Source organism: Nostoc sp. ChiVER01 (assembly GCF_034531155.1).
Classification (GTDB): Bacteria; Cyanobacteriota; Cyanobacteriia; order Cyanobacteriales; family Nostocaceae; genus Nostoc.
The window spans coordinates 123,625-141,889 of record NZ_JAVRBS010000004.1; the positions used below are offsets into that span (position 1 = coordinate 123,625).

Here is an 18,265-nt window from a genome sequence, read left to right on the forward strand (position 1 = left end):
TTCACTGTAATCTTCACACGCGAATTGTTTTAACTCGTCTCTTGAATTTGCAGACGTATAGTGTGTTCAGTTGCACCACTAAGTTGCAATTCCATGATTTCACCACCCAGAGGTTCCAAGCAAGTGAGGAGTGATCGCAAGTTGGGTGTACTTGCACCAGTATCTACATATAATCGATCTGCTAAATTACTGATTCGTTTCCAAGTCATGTACAATTTAGCGATCGTTTGTTCAATTTGCGATGCTTGATTCACCAAATCAGCAGCAATGCTCAAGCAGCCGACTCTTTGCGCTTCTTCTAAGGCTGTTTCAATATCAATATTTTCCTGCGTCAGCGCCTGAACTTGAGCCGCCCCTTTAAGATACTTGGCCAAGTTACGCGCTTCGTTAGTTACCTGTTTCAGGGTATCCACATCAGGGTTAGCAGCAATTTCCTTTTGGATAAACTTTTGGTGCGATTCTGGCAGTTTTTCCATTTCCTTCACCAGTGGGGCAATGTAGCGCGGGGGAAGGGTGTTATCTGCTGCTTTTTCTTTGACTGCTTCGGGTAATAAATCTGAGGACATGGCTGTCCATTCATCGCTGAGTTGACGCACTTCTCGCCGGGTGATCCGATCGCCTTTTTGGGCGGCTTCACTCACCATCTGTTGAACTTCTGGGACTGCTTTGGAGGTTTCAACAAATGCTCGTTTGCTAAAGTTGTTCACAGTTCCGGGATCGAGTTTACCGTCTTCGATAAGAGTATCGGCACTATTCGCCAGTTGAATCCATGAGTATGCTTGACTTTTGCTGATTTCCCGTTCTTTTAGCCATCGCAGAAAGCCAGTACCGCGTCCGTCACCACCGACTTTCTCTCTGTCGCGGATAGCCCGTAAAATTCGCCCCCGCCAAATTTCAGTTTGCAAATCAAAGCGATCGCATACCTGCCACGCTACTTCTAGCTGCTGTTGAAAATCTGATTCTAGAATCTGTTCATCTTCTGGATCGGGCAGTTCAAAGCTGATATCTGCTGGCTGTAGTAAAGCAGCAGCAAGGTCGTTTATGGAGTCGGTGTCTTGCACGATTGATGACTAACTAGTGGATGCGGTCGGCTTATTATGCCACAATCTGTGGACTCTCACTTAAGGGGGAGTACGGTATCTTGAGTTACAACCAATAAATATAGTAGAAAGCCGTAAACCAACTTTGTAAAGTCTTTAATTAATTAGAGACAATAAAAATAAAACGATGAATCAGGTAGACTACCTCCGCATAAGCTTAATCGATCGCTGCAATTTTCGTTGTCAATACTGTATGCCAGAGGGAGTAGAACTGGACTATATTCTCAAGCAACAGCTGTTGACTGATGAAGAACTACTCACCTTAATTAAAGAAGTATTTATTCCAGTAGGCTTTAAGCAGTTTCGGTTGACTGGGGGTGAACCCTTGTTGCGTCCGCGCGTGGTAGATTTAGTCAGCGCGATCGCAAGTCTCCCCCAAACTCAAGACCTCTCAATGACCACCAACGGTTTTTTGCTGGCTCCGATGGCACAAAACCTCTACAACGCTGGTTTGCGACGAATTAATATTAGTCTGGATTCTCTTGATCCCGACATTTTTGATCAAATTATTGGTAATCACGGGCGTTCTCGTTGGCAACAAGTTTGGCAGGGCATTCAAGCTGCCCATCAGGTCGGATTCGACCCCCTGAAGCTGAATGTGGTGGTGATTCCTGGTGTCAATGACCACGAAGTTCTCGATTTAGCCGCCCTGACAATTGATAAACAGTGGCATGTTCGATTTATTGAATTTATGCCCATTGGTAATGTGCATTTGTTTGGCGATCGCGGTTGGGTATCTTCAGCCGATTTACGAGAACGTATTCGCGATCGCTGGGGCTTGACAGAAGCTCAAGTTCGTGGTGCTGGGCCTGCTGATGTTTTTCAAATTCCCGGTGCGAAGGGGACACTGGGATTTATTAGTCAGATGTCAGAATGTTTTTGCGATCGTTGTAACCGGATGCGCCTGAGTGCTGATGGCTGGCTGCGTCCTTGTTTATTAAATGAAACTGGTCAAATAGATTTAAAAACTGCTTTGCGTTCTGGCACTAGCACCGCTCAATTACAAGAGCAGGTGAGGCATTTACTCGGAATCAAAGCAGAAATTAACTTTAAAGGGCGCGATTCTGGTAATAAGGGTATATACACTCGCACGATGTCGCAAATTGGCGGATAGCTATTGGTCATACTGAATCAAAGGTTAAAAATCTCCAATTTGCTGCAAAACTACAAAATACTTGGCCAGGATAGAGTCAGTAGCATGATTAAATTACTTGACCAAAACAAAAGCAGCAGCCACAAGACACTACTAATTATCCTGAAGTTCCCTCGCTCTACGACGAAATCAGTACTTTTGATGAATTGCTGTTCGTGCCAAAGTTGCCAAACTCGAAATGCAGTGTAAAGTGTACCAATAACTACCACTAAGCTTGGAAACCAAACTTTACTGACTATTTGTTCAGTGACAATTTGGATAATAAGAACTAGCAAGTATAAGCCAAAAATTTTGCGAATTTCAGGATACTTAAACCAAATAACAAACGTAATTGTAGGAACAATAAGCCCAATAGCGATCGCTAATAATATCCAGACTCGAATAAATCTCAGTCCAGCATCGCTATAGTTAATCATTTGACTAATTGGTAATATTCCAATTGATGTTAACCAACCCACAAGTATTACTACTAAAGTTGCCAGTACCATAAAGAGGAATGCCGTTTTCCAAGTCATTAATCGTTTGCTCCACTAAGCAATTGAGCTTGAAAGTTCAACGAACGTCAGTTAGAATTTGACTTTGGACAAAAGAGGTAATAACTTTTATTAAATCTCTGCCTACTAATGGTGTTATCGATCTATTATCCCAAGATATTGTAGTGCCGTTGAGTCAGCAAAGATTAAAAATAAAGAAATAAGTTGAGCGATGGCTACGCCAACGTCTGCGACGAACGCTTTAAATTGAATCATTTTTAGCATTAAAAGTAAGTATCCTATTTCCTTTCGGTACCAACAATCGTAGGAAATCCATTGGAGCTTAATTACTCGACTTTTTAATCATAGCTAGGCTGTGTTTTGTTGATTGGTGCAAGCGGCGCAATCTGTTTGTCATAAAACTCAGGAGATGATTGAAAATGACAATTAATTATGGAATATTATCGCAACCCGGTGAAGGTGATAGTTATTCAGTGGCAGGCGATGTAGCCACCTTTAAAGCTACGAGCGAACAAACAGATGGCAAATATGCACTGTTTGAAGTAGTACTTGCACCTCAATTAGGCCCGCCGCCACATATTCATAGTAGAGAAGATGAAGCATTCTATATTCAAGAGGGTTCGATTGAGTTTCATCTTGATGAACAAACAGTTGTAGCAACTCCGGGAACATTCTTGCATTCTCCCAAAGGCCAACTCCATAGTTTTAAAAATATTGGTTCTGTACCAGCCAAAATGCTGATTTGGGCTACTCCAGGTGGAATAGAAAAGTTTTTTGCACAAGTCGGAACTAAAGTAGAAAATTCATCAGTTCCACCGTTACCCATAACTCAAGAAGTCATTGACCGGATATTAGCAACTGCTCCGGAATATGGAATTACAATTGTTCTTCCTGAAGCTGATAATTCTCCATAAAGCTGTGGTTTTGATTCAATATTGAAAATAATTGGATATTTAGCAGGACAAGAAGGAAAAATTCTTCAATTGATATTTCTGGCAATATTGCCAGAAGTATTGTTTAAATAAATTTAATATTAATTATTCTCAATTAAAAAGTGTGAGCAGAGATTTGTTTCTTCTGCTCACACTTTGGGACTTGCCCTTTGCAAATAACTAAGGACAAATGACTATTACGCTTGTCGTGAGTAGTATTCCACCACAAGTAGTTCGTTAACTTGTAGTGCCACCCATTCCCGTTCAACAACGCCGTTGACTTTACCAACCAACTTATTTTTGTCAAACTCCAAATGACTGGGGAGGTTTGCCAAACCGGGATATTGCAAGTTAGCTTCCACCAACTTCCGTGATTGTGCCCGATCCCTGACGGCAATTTCTTCTCCAGGACGGCATTGATAGCTGGCAATATTAACCACACGACCGTTAACAGTTACGTGACCGTGATTTACCAGTTGACGAGCTGCTGGGATAGTCGGAGCTATACCCAAGCGGAAAACGGTATTATCCAAGCGCATTTCTAGCAATTGCAACAGCACTTGTCCGGTAGAACCAGTAACACGTCTGGCTTTCCGTACATAGCGTAGCAATTGCTTTTCAGTCAAACCGTAGTTGAAGCGGAGCTTTTGCTTTTCTTCTAGACGGATAGCATACTCAGAGCGTTTTTTACGGTTCTGACCATGCTGACCAGGCGGATAAGCGCGTCTGGCGCTTTTACGAGTTAATCCTGGTAAATCGCCCAAGCGGCGTACAATTCTGAGGCGTGGCCCTCTATATCGGGACATGAGTTTCCTTAATCTAATCCTGTTTAAACTTTACCCAAACATTCCATTTTGACATTCCCCTGATAAAAAATCAGGGTATTCTTGGTTTTGTGAGGCTGCTTGCCTTGGTATGACGTATCCTACCAAAGTAGAGGCATCAACTTTTGCGCCAGTTGTTTTAAGTCGGTACCGACAGACTAGCTTCCAAGCTTGAATTCCGACGTGCCCCGCCGTACTCGTGCCAATAAGTTTTTTGTGTTTATTTAGTTTCGTAGGCTACTCAATCATCAGATTAGTTTACGCAGTATTCTTACTCTGAAATACTTTTTACGTTGCCTACTTATCTTTCAAACAGCTATATTAACATAATTTCCGGCATAATTAATTATGTCTATAGCTTGCTACCGCCGAAATTCTTTAATTACAGAGGATTTTTAAGATATTTGAGTTAGCATAACTTTGGGTGTTTGGAGAATGGCAACGTCAATGAGCAATAAAGCGGTTAATAGAGGTAAGAACAAACAAGCCAGTTCCACCTCCAGGATTTTAACAGTACCGATTTTGGCTATAGCTGGATGTTTGGCAACGATCTTACCAAATACAGCGATCGCTGCTTCGTACAACAATGATTATAGTGTTTGTGCGGGTCGCCTCCTAAAAGTGGGTGTAACGGCAGTAGCGGCATCACAAGGTTGTTCAGCAGCACTGCGTCCAAGGGATTTGGCTGCTTGCGTGGTTAAAATTGAGAAGGAAACCCAAATTGCCGCGACAGATGCACTTTCTACTTGTGGAAGGGCCCGGCGTCCTGAGGAGTTAGCTACCTGTGTAGTTGGCGTCAGCTTAAGTACCAAGGAAGAAGCTAATCTGGCAGTTCTAGATTACTGTGGACGTAGTTTGTTACCTGTGCGCTTTGGACAGTGTGTGGTTGGCTTACGTAGTCAAATCGACTTTCCTGCTACACAGGCGTTAGATACTTGTATCAGTGCTGATGATAGTGTTATCGGTGCTTCATCTTCCTCTCCACCGTCAACTATAATACCTGCGGGTTCAAGTCCAAGTTTAGAGACTACCCCATTTCCAACGCAACCGAGTATTCCAACACAACCGAGTGTTCCAATACAACCAAGTGTTCCAACACAACCGGTTATTCCAACGCAACCGATTGTACCAACGCAACCCAGCACGACAAATTGATTACAGCCCTTTGTAATTGACTAAAAATACAGGTTAATTATTAGGGTGTGTAGTAAAATATACACCCTAATAATTTGTCAAATTTAAATTGATGGGTAAGCTGTTCCAGGATTACTATGAACTCATCAAAATTAATGGGACAGACTACTACTCTGATTAAAGCAAAAATATCTATAAAAAACCATAATTATCATCTGCTTGCAAATTATGCAAACTAAACACTCACAATACAAAAGTCACAAAATCGCTTGTGACTTTTGTACTATTATTGCTAGTACAGTGTTACAATCTAAATAGATCAAGCATCTCCCTACTATTAAGAAACGGACAAAATCAGTGGAAAGCTTATAAAGTAAGCTTTTTGAATTTTACGTAGCTCTACTAGTACAGTCCGGCGGAAATAAATTACTATGTCATTACAGCTATAAAGCACACAATTAAAGCATGGGTGGCTATTGACTATTGACTTTTGCCCTGCGGTGCTAGTCTTCTCTTTCGCCAAAAACTGTCTGTAAAATTACTGGAATACCCCCGTCTTGGTGATATTTATCTGCCCAGGCACGGATAATTTCATCTAATTCTTCCATAGCCTGTTCCATTTTTTCTGGGAGGATATCAAGTTCTTCTAGCAAGCGCATGGCATTTCGTCGCCGTTCTGCCCAATTTTTCATCATGCGAAAATACCGAGCGGTATCTTCTACCATGATGTAAGTGCGTTCTTGATCGTCTGCGGGGGCATAAAAAGGACGGGTAAGAGCATAGAAGGGCATTCCCCAAGGAGAATCAATGCGTGTTACCGTTCCTGAGTAGAGCAGACGGCGCTTGATATGCTCACCCAAGGCTTCACTCAAAGGCATTTGGTGTTCGGGTGGCAAGTCTTCTTGCGATCGCTTATGCAAAAACTCAATCAAATCCAGAAACTCAAAAGAGCTAACTAACTGAGCGTCAGGTAAGTTACTGGGCAGTTTTTGCTCAATTTGTCTTTTTTCTTCACTTGTCAGACTTGTACCAGGAACGCGCGATCGCCCCGGTTGCCAAGGATATTTTTCTAGCCAGACATAAGGCAATTGAATTAAATAGCGTGGTTCTTGAGAACCTAGCATCTTTAATAGTTTGCCTTCTGTTAGAGCCTGTCTGACTTCTTCGACAATAATTTTTACCCGTTTCGGCTCTAGGTGGTGCAAATGCCCTGTCATCCGCAGGTTTTGCCCCTGCTCTAGATAGGTCATGTAAATCGCACACTTTGCTGCTGTTGCGGCTGCGTCTAAAAATGCCCCATGCCTGTGCCCACTCGTCCGCATGGCACTAAAAGCCAGATAAAGCATGATCTGATCCATCGCACTGGGGTCAAGACGTTTGATCAGATCTATGTCGTTACTCATATTACAGACAATTGAATAGCACGTTTACAGAATTTTTAATGGATTGAAAATAGGTAGTATACACCTGGCTGAAGGCAATGTTGTCACTTCAGACTATATTAGTATGCGATAACTATGAAATCCGTGGTAGCCCAAACTACCATTTTCTATATTTTCTGGTATTAAGGCAGATTTAGTTGTGGTTACTATAACTGTCTGAAGCATTTGACCAGAAAATTATAGACATCACCAAGTTCAGCTTGACGACCGTTTCCGTCCCAAAAGTCAACTGTGTTGCAAGTAATCTATAAAGCTTTTAAGTTCTCTGAGGTTTTTTATCTTTCTAGAGCAACAACATCAAGCTATTTACACCTTAATTATGGCACTATGCCGACTTGGAGTAAAAACTAGTTTGCGCGGTTCATCTGGGATATCTGTTACTCGAAAAAGATAGTTTTTATTCAGCTTTAACGAATTATTTTTAGCATACAAATGACTAGAAATAATTGGGACTGGTCTAAGAAAAAATCGCTTCCCAGGTGTAGAAACATTCAGAGGTTAAGCCATACGGCTCGTTGCGAACTATGATCATTGTTCACAACCTCCAGTGATGTCTCGCCAGTATAAGCCGTTGGCTTGAGGGAAGACAGTAGACATCAAGTAGAGCAATTAATTCCAATTTACAAAATACCTGTTGTTTTTTCAATTCTTGTTCTTTATCATATCATTCTTTTTTCAGTTTATAACAAATTTATGTGTTTCAAACTTGATAAACAATGTCTATATTAAATACATTTATATTATTCCTAAATCAAGGTTTGATGACATTATTTTCTCCTATTAAATGCGATTTACAATTACCTTTTTGTGTTGATAATTTTACACAGAAAGCCTTAATTGACTCTGAATTAATTGCATAGTTATTAAGGTTTTTTGATTATGCCAATAGCTAGATAATTAGTTATTAGTCAAATCCAAATAAATAAAACATAGTGGATTTTATGATTATTTAGATATTTTTTTCATGAAAGAATTTTAAATTTTCATGATTTAACTAATTCATTGGCTATTTTTAAGTATATTTTTACCTCGCTGTTTTATATATTTTACGGATGTTGAATTGCGTAAATAAAAAGAAGAGAATCCGCAGCAAGCTACGATATAAGCTTCTTTTTCTAGGCATCTGGGCGATACCTACGGTGGGCTACGCCTATGCAGACCAAATTGACTAGTGCAGACCGACATAAATAAAGATACCATTTCACCAAACATAATAAGTTAAGTGGGCATGAATAATTAAAAGTTTATAGTAAGCGGCTATAACCCTATTTTAAGGTCTGAAGGTCTACTACAAGTCAATTTAATTAGCTTTACATTCTGTAACATAGTTCATTTTATTCTTGCCCATTTACTGAGTCTACCATGCTTAAAAACCGGGTTACTCTAAATACTTCTGCTACTTCTTCATCTCATAGTTCCAAAACGTGCTGTAATGGCATTAACTCCTTGCCTATCTTCTTTGTGAGCAAGTACTCGTACTAAATTGCTTGAATCAGTACTACTCGTACTGCTTACATATACGTGTTTACCTATCTGTATCAGGCTAAATTCCTAAAAATATATTACAAGTCAAGTTATTCTAATTACTGTTGACTCATCTATTAAGTGCTGTCTCCACCTATAAGTAGGATGGCGTAAATAATGCGGTGTACCCTAGCGGGGAAGCAAGCTACGCGTAGCGTTTCTAGGAGAGCGCCTCCAGCCGCTCACTACAAACTGATTTCAATATTGGTGTTGCTGATTCCATGTATGAAAATGATTTTGCATAATACCAAAATCCTTGTAGAGAGGTAGCAGTGCTACGTTTCTACATCCAGATTTATACTTCAATTCAGCAATGCCTCAATATTTTTCACATTACATCAGTTAATGTAGTTTGAATTATTCTCACCGACTTAAATCGTAAATTATTGGTAAAAATTGAGATCCCCGGCTTCTGTGAGAAGCCGGGGATGTTGTTTTTTCAAATGATTTAGAGAAGTTGCAACTAGGCGTATTCGTGTCAGGATTTATGCCCAGAGTGATGGGAGCCATACCTCCCACCACACCTAAACTGATTGAACTTGTCATTTAATTGGTGGGATTAGAGGGTTTAACCTGATTTCGCATTGTTTCAAAGCTGAAAGCGGCCGCGCCAAAGGTTACTAACAATACTCCTAGAATTTGCACGATATCCAAATTTTCTTGAATGATTAGCCCAGCGAAAATCACGGTTAAAACTGGGATAGTACCACCGATAAGTGCCGATCGCGAGCCACCTAGTTTACTAATACCAACATTATTCAGCAAATAGCCAGCAAGAGTTAACACACCCAAAATAAATGCACTTAAAACCAGTTCCAGCATCTTAGAGGGATCAACTACCAAGTTCCAATCGCTCGGTAAAGGTAGCATCAAACAGATGAAGCTCAACAGCAACATGGTGGCGAAGTTAATCAAAGTAAAAGTCACGGGATGCAGTTTGCTAGCACAAACCCGCGTCAGAATTATGTAGGCTGCAAAAGCCACGCCGGAAAGAATGGCGGCGCTGCTTCCCATTGAAGTATTACCCATACCTGGGTTGGGAGAACCTCCTAAAACCAATAATTCACCGCAGCAAATTGCGGCGATCGCACTGATGCGAAATAGTGTAGGGCGATCGCGAAACAGAAACCACGACAATAAACCACTAACCATCGGATAGATAAAGAACAGTCCGATCGCCATTCCAGTTGTGACTTGAGCGATCGCAATGTATATGAGAACCTGAGACAAAAACAAAAAACAGCCACTCACAAATGACAACAGCAAAATCTGCTTGGTAGCTGCACTAGCAGGTGTGGGATTTCCTCGGACTGAAGCGGCCAAGTTTTCTAAGTCTTGCCATAAGGTTGGGTGCAGTATCGGAGATAACAATACCATCAGTGGCACTACTACCATAAACCGTAGGGTCAAAATTAAGAAAGTATTGCCCAAAGTCGGCGGCAGCAAGCGCTCTACATCTAATACTCCAAAAATTTGGGAACCTTCGTGGAAAATTATCTTGATGGCTACGTTATAAAGTGACGATAGCACTGCTGATAAGACAATCAATAATAAACCGATTTGGAGCGACGATGAGCCAGAGGAATTGCGCGATCGCGATTGTGGGGATTTTGCTTCCGGCTTTAGCGCAGTAGAAGGCGGAAATTTAGTTTTGCTCGGTGACACGTTCCTGCGGAGGAGAGAAATTGATTCAGCAGCGTTTCTCCTTCGTGAAGGTTGTATTGCTTCCGGCTGTGGCACAGATAGAGTCGGAGGCTCTGATGTCGTTTCGTTTTCCGATAAGTCCTTACTGAGGACAGAAATTGGTTCAGTAGCGTTTTCTTTTGGTGGCGGAACTATAACAGCATTCGACTCTGATTTAGTTTCTCTCTGGGACAAGTCTTGGCTAGGGACAGAAATTGGGTTCGCGGCGTTTTCTCTAACAACAGTCGATTCTGATGTTATTTCCCTTTGGGACAAGTCTTGGCTAGGGACAGAAATTGGGTTCGCGGCGTTTTCTCTAACAACAGTTGGCTCTGATGTTGTTTCCCTTTGGGACGAATCTTTACTGGTGATAGAAATTAAGTTAGCGACATTTTCTCTAAGAACTGGCGGTTGTGATGTTGTTTCCCTTTGGGATAAGTCTTTGCTGGGGGCAGAAATTGGGTTCGCGGGGTTTTCTCTAACAACAGTCGGCTCTGATGTCGTTTCCTTTGGTGAAAATTTATTAGCGATCGGAGAAATTGGCTCAGAGGAATTTCTTATTATTTCGTTAACTTGTGGCGAGGATGCCTCAAAAGAACTGTTTTTTTCTGGCTCAGTAAACTGCAAAACAGTAGGTATACCTGCTGTCGCTGGTTTGCGTGAAGCGACTTCAATAGTTTTGTCTAGTTCTCCATGCAGGCGATTAACAAACTCCGCCAAAATCGTTTCCCCTTGCTGCTGCTGGCTGTACATCCGTGACAACTGTTGGGAAAGATTACTTTGATAGTTCTTCAGCTCCTGTTGCAGCGAGTTAAAGGTAATAGTAACGGTGTCATCCAAGCTGTCAAACATGTGTTCGACTTTTTCATTTATTTCACCTACTACATTGCTGCTTACTTCAGCCGACTTAAGCGCAGCTTGATCGTAAGACTTGCCCTCTATGGTTTGGTTAGCTAAAGTTGCCAGAGAGGATTGCAGTTGGGAAGATATATGCTTTGCCAGAACTTCTGCCAGTTGCCGAATTAACACTTGCTGCTCAGTAATTTGGCGCACTTGTTGTAAATGCTCTTTTTCCTCTACTAAGCTTTGAATCTCATCAGATAATCGGTTTTTTTCTGACTGAAGTCGCTTTACGTCTTCCTGCAATCCTCTGAGGACATTTTGCTGAAGATTTTCTAAATCTTCAACTACAGCCCAAAGAGCATTTTCTGCTGCTCTGGATAGCTCGCCTCTGACTCTTGGGTTTTCTGGTTGCTTCTCGAATCGCCCCATTAGCTTCTAACCTCTAACACCTTGACGATAAAGCTGCTTCCGGTACACTTTATTGACGCTCATACTAACTTCATGTATTTTGTCAGATAAATTAAAAATTTTAACAGCACTTCCGCATTTCAACGTAATTCTGTCATACTGAACACAACTTGGCAAAGCATAAAATTTACCTTACTACTTAATACACAGTGTTTTCTTCAGGATTGACAAGTATTTTGTCATTCGATTTTGGACTTTGGATTACCCGTATGGCTGTAAGTCGCTTCAACTCCAACCTGTTTTGTTTTGGTCAGTTTAATTTATATCAACTATTTGCTAATGAGATTTTTACTTTTAAATAAATCTCACTCCAAATAAACATTTATTGTTTTGCTACCAATAGTAATTGTCAAAGGCTTGCAGATGGGTGCATTATTGCCACAAAATCGTCTGACTCAAGAGGCAGGATAGCAGGGGAATTCTAGTATCTTTCCGCCTGCCACAAGGATTTGAGAGCAAATAAATTTACTTATTATGTATGGGGATTTCCCCCCTGCTCCCAGCAAGAACTGCCCCTTTTCCTCTTCTTGACTTGCAAAATTAACTGTAAATTCGTGTGGAATGTAACTTGTGTGACAGTTTATATCTCTAAATGGAGATTAAAGTATCTTTCTGTGGAAATTCAAAGTTACGTTATCCCCTGCACAACATTCTAATGAATGAGCAGCAGTTCTGCAAAAACCCGCTTTTTTGGCGTTGTTGCAGTCTAGGTTCTACTTTGAGTAGATGAAGTAGAAAAAAATTTAGGAAAATATTAATAATTCTTAGAAGAACAAAATCCGGGCGATGCTAAAGATGGCAGCGCTAAGGACGGCACTCACAGGGATTGTAATTAGCCATGCGGCGGCAATACCTTTTAGTGTTTGAAATTTAATCGACTTGATATTTTGCACTAGTCCAATACCGACTACACCGCCGACGAGAGCGTGGGAAGTGGAGACTGGTAAACCTAGCCGGGAGGCGATGAGGATGGTGGTAGCAGTAGCAAGTTCGGCACAAAATCCACTACTAGGTTGTAAGGCAATAATGTTTTCGCCAATAGTGGCGATGACTTTTTTACCCCAGACAGCTAAACCACCAACAATACCAGCACCACCAAGGATTAAAATCCAAATAGGGATGGTGATACCATTTGTAGGTACGCTACCAGTGCGATTAATGTAGATGATCGCAGCTAAAGGAGCGATCGCATTTCCCACATCATTAGAACCATGAGCAAAGGCGACAAAGCAAGCACTTAGTAGTTGGAATCTTCCGAATAGTCTTTCTACGGGATTAGGGATTGGGGACTGGGGATTGGAGACTGGGGATTGGATAGACTCTTCTGTTTTCCCCAAATTTTCCAATTGTTGCCAACTAATGATTGTCAGTCCAACTGCTGCCACTGCACCAGTTAACAGTGGGATGTCGTAAGGGGGGATGTTGAAACCAAGCTCAATTACAAAATTGGTTAGCGGTTGAGTTAGCGATGGTAATACAATTACGCCGAATATACCTAGCAGCGCAGTACTCAACCAGGGAATCCATTCTTGTAACTGCACGACTTGATTGGGTTGATCTAAAATCCAATGCTTGATTTGACTATAAAATAAAGCAGCGATCGCACCACTAATTAATGGCGTTAAAACCCAGCCAATGGTAATCAAGCGAATTGATGACCAATCAATTGCACCTACTCCCAAAGCTACCCAACTAAATCCAGCGATCGCACCTACAACCGCATGAGAAGATGAGACTGGTAAACCTCGTGATGTGGCAATTTGCAACCACACACCGCAGGATATTAGTACCGTTATCATCCCAGTTACGAATATTTGGGGTGTAGCTGCGAACAAGGCGGGATTAGCAATTTTCGTTGCGAGAGTTTCCGTTACCTCATGTCCAAACAACACAGCACCCGTAAACTCTAAAACCCCAGCAATTATCAGTGCTTGTTTGAGAGTAACAGCTTTGGAACCTACAGAGGTTCCCATCGCGTTAGCGACATCATTTGCTCCGAGATTCCAGGCGACATAGAAAGCTAGTAGAGCTACGAAAAGTAGGGTAATAAGCATTTTAGGGAGATGAAGGAGATGAGCCAATACGGTTCGGACAAGGTTTTTTGATGACAAGCTCTAGATCGCAAAGAAGCGCTGAATGAATCGCCGTCTTTACAATAATCAGTCCTTTGTAGAGACAGCGATTTATCGCGTTTCTTACCTTAACCGAACCCGAACCGTATCGGGAGATGAGGAAAATGAGAGAGAAAAATTGCTTCCTTATTCCCCTCATTTCCTTTTTACGGATAAATTAAGATTTTATAAGTATCGGGTGTAGGTGCGATCGCTTGCTCAACAGCTGCTGATAAATCTTTTAATGGATAGCGATCGCTAATCAACGCTTTTACATCAATTCGCTGATTAAATACAATATCGGCTGATAAACTCTGAAGCCGATAAGATGAGCTATAACTTCCTATCAAGTCAATTTCTCGACGGTAGAGGATATTAGGGTTAATGGGAATTTCCACCTCATCAGGGAATTCGGCGAAAAATAATATTTTGCCACCTTTGCGAGTACTATCAAGTGCTTGAAAGAAAGCTTTTTCGCTAGGAACAGCCAGCAGAGTAATATCAACACCCAGTCCACCAGTTAGGGCATGGATTTTTGCTGTTAAATCGGGATCGCGAGCATCAAAAGCCGCTTCTGCACCGACACTCAAGGCTTTTTCAATTCTAGAGGGTAGTAAATCGGTAGCGATCGCTTTTGCTCCAAAATACTTCACCAACATAATGAACATTAACCCAATTGGCCCAGCACCAGTAACTAATACAGTTTGTCCTGGAGCAATTTGAGCTTTTCTCACTGCTTTCAAGCAGCAGTTTGTCGGTTCTACAAAACTCGCTTCTTCAAAACTGATATTATCCGGGATAGGAATCAGCCCGCCATTTTCCACAATATGTCCGGGAACCTTGACATAATCGGCAAAACCGCCACCACTAGCGTTAAAGCCTGCGGTAGTGGAGATGTTTTTATAAACATCGCACATAGAGAAATTATCATTTAGGCAGTAGGCACAACGCATACAAGGGATGTGGTGCATCACTGCTACCCGTTGTCCAACTTGCCAACCTTTGACATTATTGCCTATTGCTGCGATCGTGCCGGCAGTTTCATGTCCAAAAATGCGCGGCGGTTCATACAGTGGATAACGAATTTTCTTAATATCTGACTGACACAATCCCACAACCCGCACCTGTACCAGCACTTCATCTGGTTCTAGGGTTGGAACTGGGATATCTTCGTAAGAAAGTTGATTAACGCCTCTAAATATCTGTGCTTTCACGTTGGTTTTTCCCCGCTCAACGATACTAGATGTAACATTAGCAGTCAACGTTCGGCTATGAAGTTTGAGATTTTTGGATTTTAGCTTGTTCTAGTTCTTGTTCTAAGCTTTGTTCAAATATTTGGAATGCTTTGACATCCGGCGATGAAAGCTTTCCTTCTATTTTACAATTTTTAACTTGTAGAATCTTCCCTCTACTATCTTTAGCAGTAATTGTTAAAATTTCCTTGTTCCGCCATACCCGATATCGTTCGCCCTCCAAATATTTGCCACTTTCTGGTGATGGCCTTCCTACTATATTTAAAGCTTTATTTGTAGTATTGAAAATACTCTCGCCGTATTCATGCAATAAAATTTTTGCAGTAAATCCAGGTATCTGTTTACTTAATAATTCAAGTAGTTCATCAACAGTCTGGGGCTTCCTTTTATACTTTGATGACTGTCTCTGCACTACTTGAACCATTTCTTCTGGATATTTATCAAATAGATCACTCAGAAAATTATCAGGTGAGTGTGCTTTTATATTCAAAGGAGCCAAAGCACTAGCACTAAAGTCCTTGAGATTATTAGTCACAATAATATCAGCCCTAGCTATTATTGCAGCAGCAAGAACGTGACGATCTTTAGGATGATTAGTCATAGCTGCCTCTATTTCCCAAGGTACTTGTTCAACCATTGCTTCAGGAAAAGCTGTTTTTATTGTCTCCTGTAGTTTTTTAGCTAGTTCGGCTGATACCATCTCCTTAAGAACAAGCTTGTCCATTGCTTCATTCAAGATTTTCTGTGACCAATAGGGCATATATAAGCCAAACTCAGCAGTGGTCAGCAAAGTATCTCGAAGGTACATTGGAAAAAGAACACAGGCATCTAATATCACACTGAGCATAGAAACTTTTCTGAGTACTTATTCATCATACTCATACAGACCAGTTTCTTCACTCATATCAACTAGCTCCTGTAAAAGTTGGTGACGTTTCGCATCCCTTTGTTCCTTATATTTTCTCAAATCCCTAAAACGAACACGTCGATGTGTTCCCACGGTGGCATAAGGAATTTCACCCTGCTCTAGTAACTTGATTAGATAGGGACGTGATACATTGAGAAATTCGGCTGCTTGTTGTGTCGTCAATTCCTGCTCTTGAGGAACTATAGATATAGCCTGACCTAATGCCATCGCATGGACAACTTGACGCAGCACCTGATAAACAGAATCAGGTATAACAATTTCTTCTCCGTTTGTACCTACAAGTTTTGGGTGGGAGCCTTCAAGTTTTAGAAGACGTTCTATTTGCTTGATTGATTGGGTTTCTTTTTCTTGAGCAATCACTGACTCTGTAGGCAGGTTTTGCCTAGATATGATAGCCATTGTGGTGAACCTCAATTCTCTTGATAATGTATCTATAATAATATATTCTACATTACATAAACGCAATATCCGAAACAAAAATGAATAAATTATTGGGAAAGAGGTAAAAGAGCCTTATGATTTACCCTCTGTAAAAAGAAGGTATCGATCACCTTGATGTTGGGTCAGTTAATAGACGGACGAGGGGAATCAATTATAGACGCTATTTGGAGTACGTAAACGAAATATCCGAAAAATAAAATTTCTTGTTTGATCCCAAGCTATCTGGAGAAAATATGTCGAAACTCCAGTGAGGCTAAAGGATGGTTCATCAGGCGTATACTGTGGATATGTTGGTTGTCTGTGGAGGAACTTAGGAACCAGAGCAACGTACTGGCTCCACAACCTACGAATCAAGGAATTTTTCGATTTGGCATTTGCGTAGTGTCTCCTAGACAAGGTATTGACTACATCAGACATTAATTTTTAGTCTTAGGCTTAGATGCAAGTACCTGAACCGATTTCCCATCTTGGAGAGCATCCGTTGGATTAGTAATTAACCTAACATTAGGGCTTAAACCAGAAACAACTTCAACTTCAGTACCATAATCTCGTCCAAGCTCTACTTTCTGGTACTTAACTTTCTTTTCCTTCGTCACAGTGGCTACTTGTACACCATCTGCATTAATCACTAAGGTATTAGCTGGTACTAATAGAGGTGGATTAGCACGTTCAGTCTTAAAAGTGACTTCAGCATACATCCCAGGACGCAACATATTGTCTGAATTCTGTACTTCAATTTCAGTCAAAAGGGTATTAGAAGTAGCATCCAAGGCATCAGCAGTCCGAATAACTTTACCAGAAAAAGATTTTTTCGGTAGCTCACGAACACGAACAAGCGCATTTTGTCCAGGGTGAATTGATTGCACAAAAGCCTGAGGAACATTAATTCGGATACGTAAATTATTTGTCTGAGCAATCTTAAATAACCAGGAATTTCCACTATTATTATTGCTTCCCGCAGAAATTAAAGCTCCTGAATCTACATTGCGAGCAGTAATTACACCCGCAAAAGGGGCAACAATTTGTTTGAATGATTGTAAAGCAGTTATCCGTTGTAAATCTGATTTACTAACACTCCTACTTGCGATAAACGCATTAATGTTAGCTTTTTGGGAATTAATAGCTGCAAGAGCAGTATTTACACTTTCTTGGTCTGAATTAACGCGAGCAATTAAAGTATCTACATTAGCTTGACTTGCATTAAAAGCACTTTCACGTTCATCGGCAGCTTGTGTAGTCACCGCTCCTTGCTTTTGAAGTAATTGCCAACGTTGCCAAGTTTGACGTGCTAGTTCTAGGTTAGTACGTGCTTCGGCTAATTCTGCCTGTCTAGCCTTTAAGTTAGCTTTTGTCTGAGAAAAATTACTTTGCTTTTGTGCTAAATCTGCCTGAACTTGAGCGAGATTAGCCTCAGACTTTGCCAATTCTGCACGAGCTTGCTGTATATCTTGGTCAGTTTCCGGCGCATCAATTATAGCTAGTAGCTGCCCCTTATTTACACGTTCGCCAATATCCACTAATTTTTTTTGTAAATAGCCACTGGTACGGGCATAAATTGTGGTTTCTTGGCTGGCTTGAATACTGCTAGGTAGAACTAATTCGGTGAAATTAGCAGCAATTTTTGGTTTAACTACATTGACCGAAAAAGCTTTTTTTGTTGTAGATTTAGCGAAAGCATTTAATTCTGATTGCTGTTGTAATCGAGGTATAATACCAAGTGTTAAAAGCCCACTGATAACAAACGTAGTCGTAGCAATAATGGTGATAAAATTGAAGCGACTTTTTTTATTTGCCGCAATTGATGCGATTTCAGAATGATCAACTTTGGTATTTTCTTGAGTATCCATACTATAGAGTTCTATTTGATTTATTGATTTATCGAAATTTTTTAAGAACACCGACTTATTAGAGAAGTCGGTGTTCTGATTATTCATA

General features: G+C 40.9%; 14 protein-coding genes. 3 read left to right on the plus strand and 11 right to left on the minus strand.

Annotated elements, in window-relative coordinates; translation table 11 throughout:
• Positions 1 to 29 precede the first annotated feature (29 nt).
• A complete protein-coding gene (locus tag RMY00_RS07365) occupies positions 30 to 1,061 on the minus strand; it encodes a hypothetical protein (RefSeq protein ID WP_322646920.1) in 1,032 nt (343 codons plus the stop codon).
• Positions 1,062 to 1,227: 166 nt separating this feature from the next.
• On the opposite strand from RMY00_RS07365, the gene moaA reads away from it, so the two are divergent.
• Entirely contained in the window at positions 1,228 to 2,214 is a 987-nt protein-coding gene (gene moaA, locus RMY00_RS07370; RefSeq protein WP_322646921.1) for a GTP 3',8-cyclase MoaA, read from the plus strand.
• A 50-nt stretch (positions 2,215 to 2,264) separates the two neighbouring features.
• Here moaA and RMY00_RS07375 read toward each other — a convergent pair whose 3' ends face one another.
• Complete coding sequence (locus RMY00_RS07375) at positions 2,265 to 2,768, minus strand: hypothetical protein (protein WP_322646922.1); 504 nt, start codon at positions 2,766 to 2,768, stop codon at positions 2,265 to 2,267.
• A 398-nt stretch (positions 2,769 to 3,166) separates the two neighbouring features.
• On the opposite strand from RMY00_RS07375, the gene RMY00_RS07380 reads away from it, so the two are divergent.
• Positions 3,167 to 3,661, plus strand: coding sequence for a quercetin 2,3-dioxygenase (locus RMY00_RS07380; RefSeq protein ID WP_322646923.1), 495 nt, complete (start codon positions 3,167 to 3,169; stop codon positions 3,659 to 3,661).
• Between the two features lie 215 nt (positions 3,662 to 3,876).
• On the opposite strand, the gene rpsD is transcribed toward RMY00_RS07380, so the two are convergent.
• Positions 3,877 to 4,485, minus strand: coding sequence for a 30S ribosomal protein S4 (gene rpsD / locus RMY00_RS07385; RefSeq protein ID WP_109010946.1), 609 nt, complete (start codon positions 4,483 to 4,485; stop codon positions 3,877 to 3,879).
• Positions 4,486 to 4,950: 465 nt separating this feature from the next.
• Between rpsD and RMY00_RS07390 the strand changes: the two genes are divergently transcribed.
• Positions 4,951 to 5,658: a hypothetical protein gene (locus tag RMY00_RS07390; protein ID WP_322646924.1), complete on the plus strand. Its 708-nt coding sequence runs from the start codon at positions 4,951 to 4,953 to the stop codon at positions 5,656 to 5,658.
• A 482-nt stretch (positions 5,659 to 6,140) separates the two neighbouring features.
• Here the strand turns inward: RMY00_RS07390 and hetR are convergent, their stop codons facing one another.
• The 8 genes from hetR to RMY00_RS07430 form a co-directional block, all read right to left on the minus strand.
• Positions 6,141 to 7,040: a heterocyst differentiation master regulator HetR gene (hetR, locus tag RMY00_RS07395; protein WP_322646925.1), complete on the minus strand. Its 900-nt coding sequence runs from the start codon at positions 7,038 to 7,040 to the stop codon at positions 6,141 to 6,143.
• A 1,926-nt stretch (positions 7,041 to 8,966) separates the two neighbouring features.
• A complete protein-coding gene (locus RMY00_RS07400; protein ID WP_322646926.1) occupies positions 8,967 to 9,149 on the minus strand; it encodes a hypothetical protein in 183 nt (60 codons plus the stop codon).
• Positions 9,150 to 11,558 (minus strand): EamA family transporter, encoded by a 2,409-nt coding sequence (locus RMY00_RS07405; RefSeq protein ID WP_322646927.1) that lies wholly within the window; start codon positions 11,556 to 11,558, stop codon positions 9,150 to 9,152.
• An 803-nt stretch (positions 11,559 to 12,361) separates the two neighbouring features.
• Positions 12,362 to 13,651 carry an inorganic phosphate transporter gene (locus tag RMY00_RS07410; protein WP_322646928.1) on the minus strand — a complete coding sequence of 430 codons (1,290 nt, stop codon included), beginning with the start codon at positions 13,649 to 13,651 and terminating at the stop codon, positions 12,362 to 12,364.
• A 224-nt stretch (positions 13,652 to 13,875) separates the two neighbouring features.
• A complete protein-coding gene (locus RMY00_RS07415; protein WP_322647132.1) occupies positions 13,876 to 14,922 on the minus strand; it encodes a zinc-dependent dehydrogenase in 1,047 nt (348 codons plus the stop codon).
• A 55-nt stretch (positions 14,923 to 14,977) separates the two neighbouring features.
• Positions 14,978 to 15,808: a PIN domain-containing protein gene (locus RMY00_RS07420; RefSeq protein WP_322646929.1), complete on the minus strand. Its 831-nt coding sequence runs from the start codon at positions 15,806 to 15,808 to the stop codon at positions 14,978 to 14,980.
• Positions 15,809 to 15,826: 18 nt separating this feature from the next.
• The gene (locus RMY00_RS07425; protein WP_322646930.1) at positions 15,827 to 16,288 is read right to left on the minus strand and encodes a helix-turn-helix domain-containing protein; all 462 of its coding nucleotides are present in this window, start codon (positions 16,286 to 16,288) and stop codon (positions 15,827 to 15,829) included.
• Between the two features lie 458 nt (positions 16,289 to 16,746).
• The gene (locus RMY00_RS07430; RefSeq protein ID WP_322646931.1) at positions 16,747 to 18,264 is read right to left on the minus strand and encodes an efflux RND transporter periplasmic adaptor subunit; all 1,518 of its coding nucleotides are present in this window, start codon (positions 18,262 to 18,264) and stop codon (positions 16,747 to 16,749) included.
• Position 18,265: the final 1 nt, after the last annotated feature.

Coding starts and splice junctions, on each gene's coding strand:
- moaA (WP_322646921.1), top strand. CDS start 1,228: ATGAATCAGGTAGACTACCTCCGCATAAGCTTAATCGATCGCTGCAAT.
- RMY00_RS07375 (WP_322646922.1), bottom strand. CDS start 2,768: ATGACTTGGAAAACGGCATTCCTCTTTATGGTACTGGCAACTTTAGTA.
- RMY00_RS07380 (WP_322646923.1), top strand. CDS start 3,167: ATGACAATTAATTATGGAATATTATCGCAACCCGGTGAAGGTGATAGT.
- rpsD (WP_109010946.1), bottom strand. CDS start 4,485: ATGTCCCGATATAGAGGGCCACGCCTCAGAATTGTACGCCGCTTGGGC.
- RMY00_RS07390 (WP_322646924.1), top strand. CDS start 4,951: ATGAGCAATAAAGCGGTTAATAGAGGTAAGAACAAACAAGCCAGTTCC.
- hetR (WP_322646925.1), bottom strand. CDS start 7,040: ATGAGTAACGACATAGATCTGATCAAACGTCTTGACCCCAGTGCGATG.
- RMY00_RS07400 (WP_322646926.1), bottom strand. CDS start 9,149: ATGACAAGTTCAATCAGTTTAGGTGTGGTGGGAGGTATGGCTCCCATC.
- RMY00_RS07405 (WP_322646927.1), bottom strand. CDS start 11,558: ATGGGGCGATTCGAGAAGCAACCAGAAAACCCAAGAGTCAGAGGCGAG.
- RMY00_RS07410 (WP_322646928.1), bottom strand. CDS start 13,651: ATGCTTATTACCCTACTTTTCGTAGCTCTACTAGCTTTCTATGTCGCC.
- RMY00_RS07420 (WP_322646929.1), bottom strand. CDS start 15,808: ATGCTCAGTGTGATATTAGATGCCTGTGTTCTTTTTCCAATGTACCTT.
- RMY00_RS07425 (WP_322646930.1), bottom strand. CDS start 16,288: ATGGCTATCATATCTAGGCAAAACCTGCCTACAGAGTCAGTGATTGCT.
- RMY00_RS07430 (WP_322646931.1), bottom strand. CDS start 18,264: ATGAATAATCAGAACACCGACTTCTCTAATAAGTCGGTGTTCTTAAAA.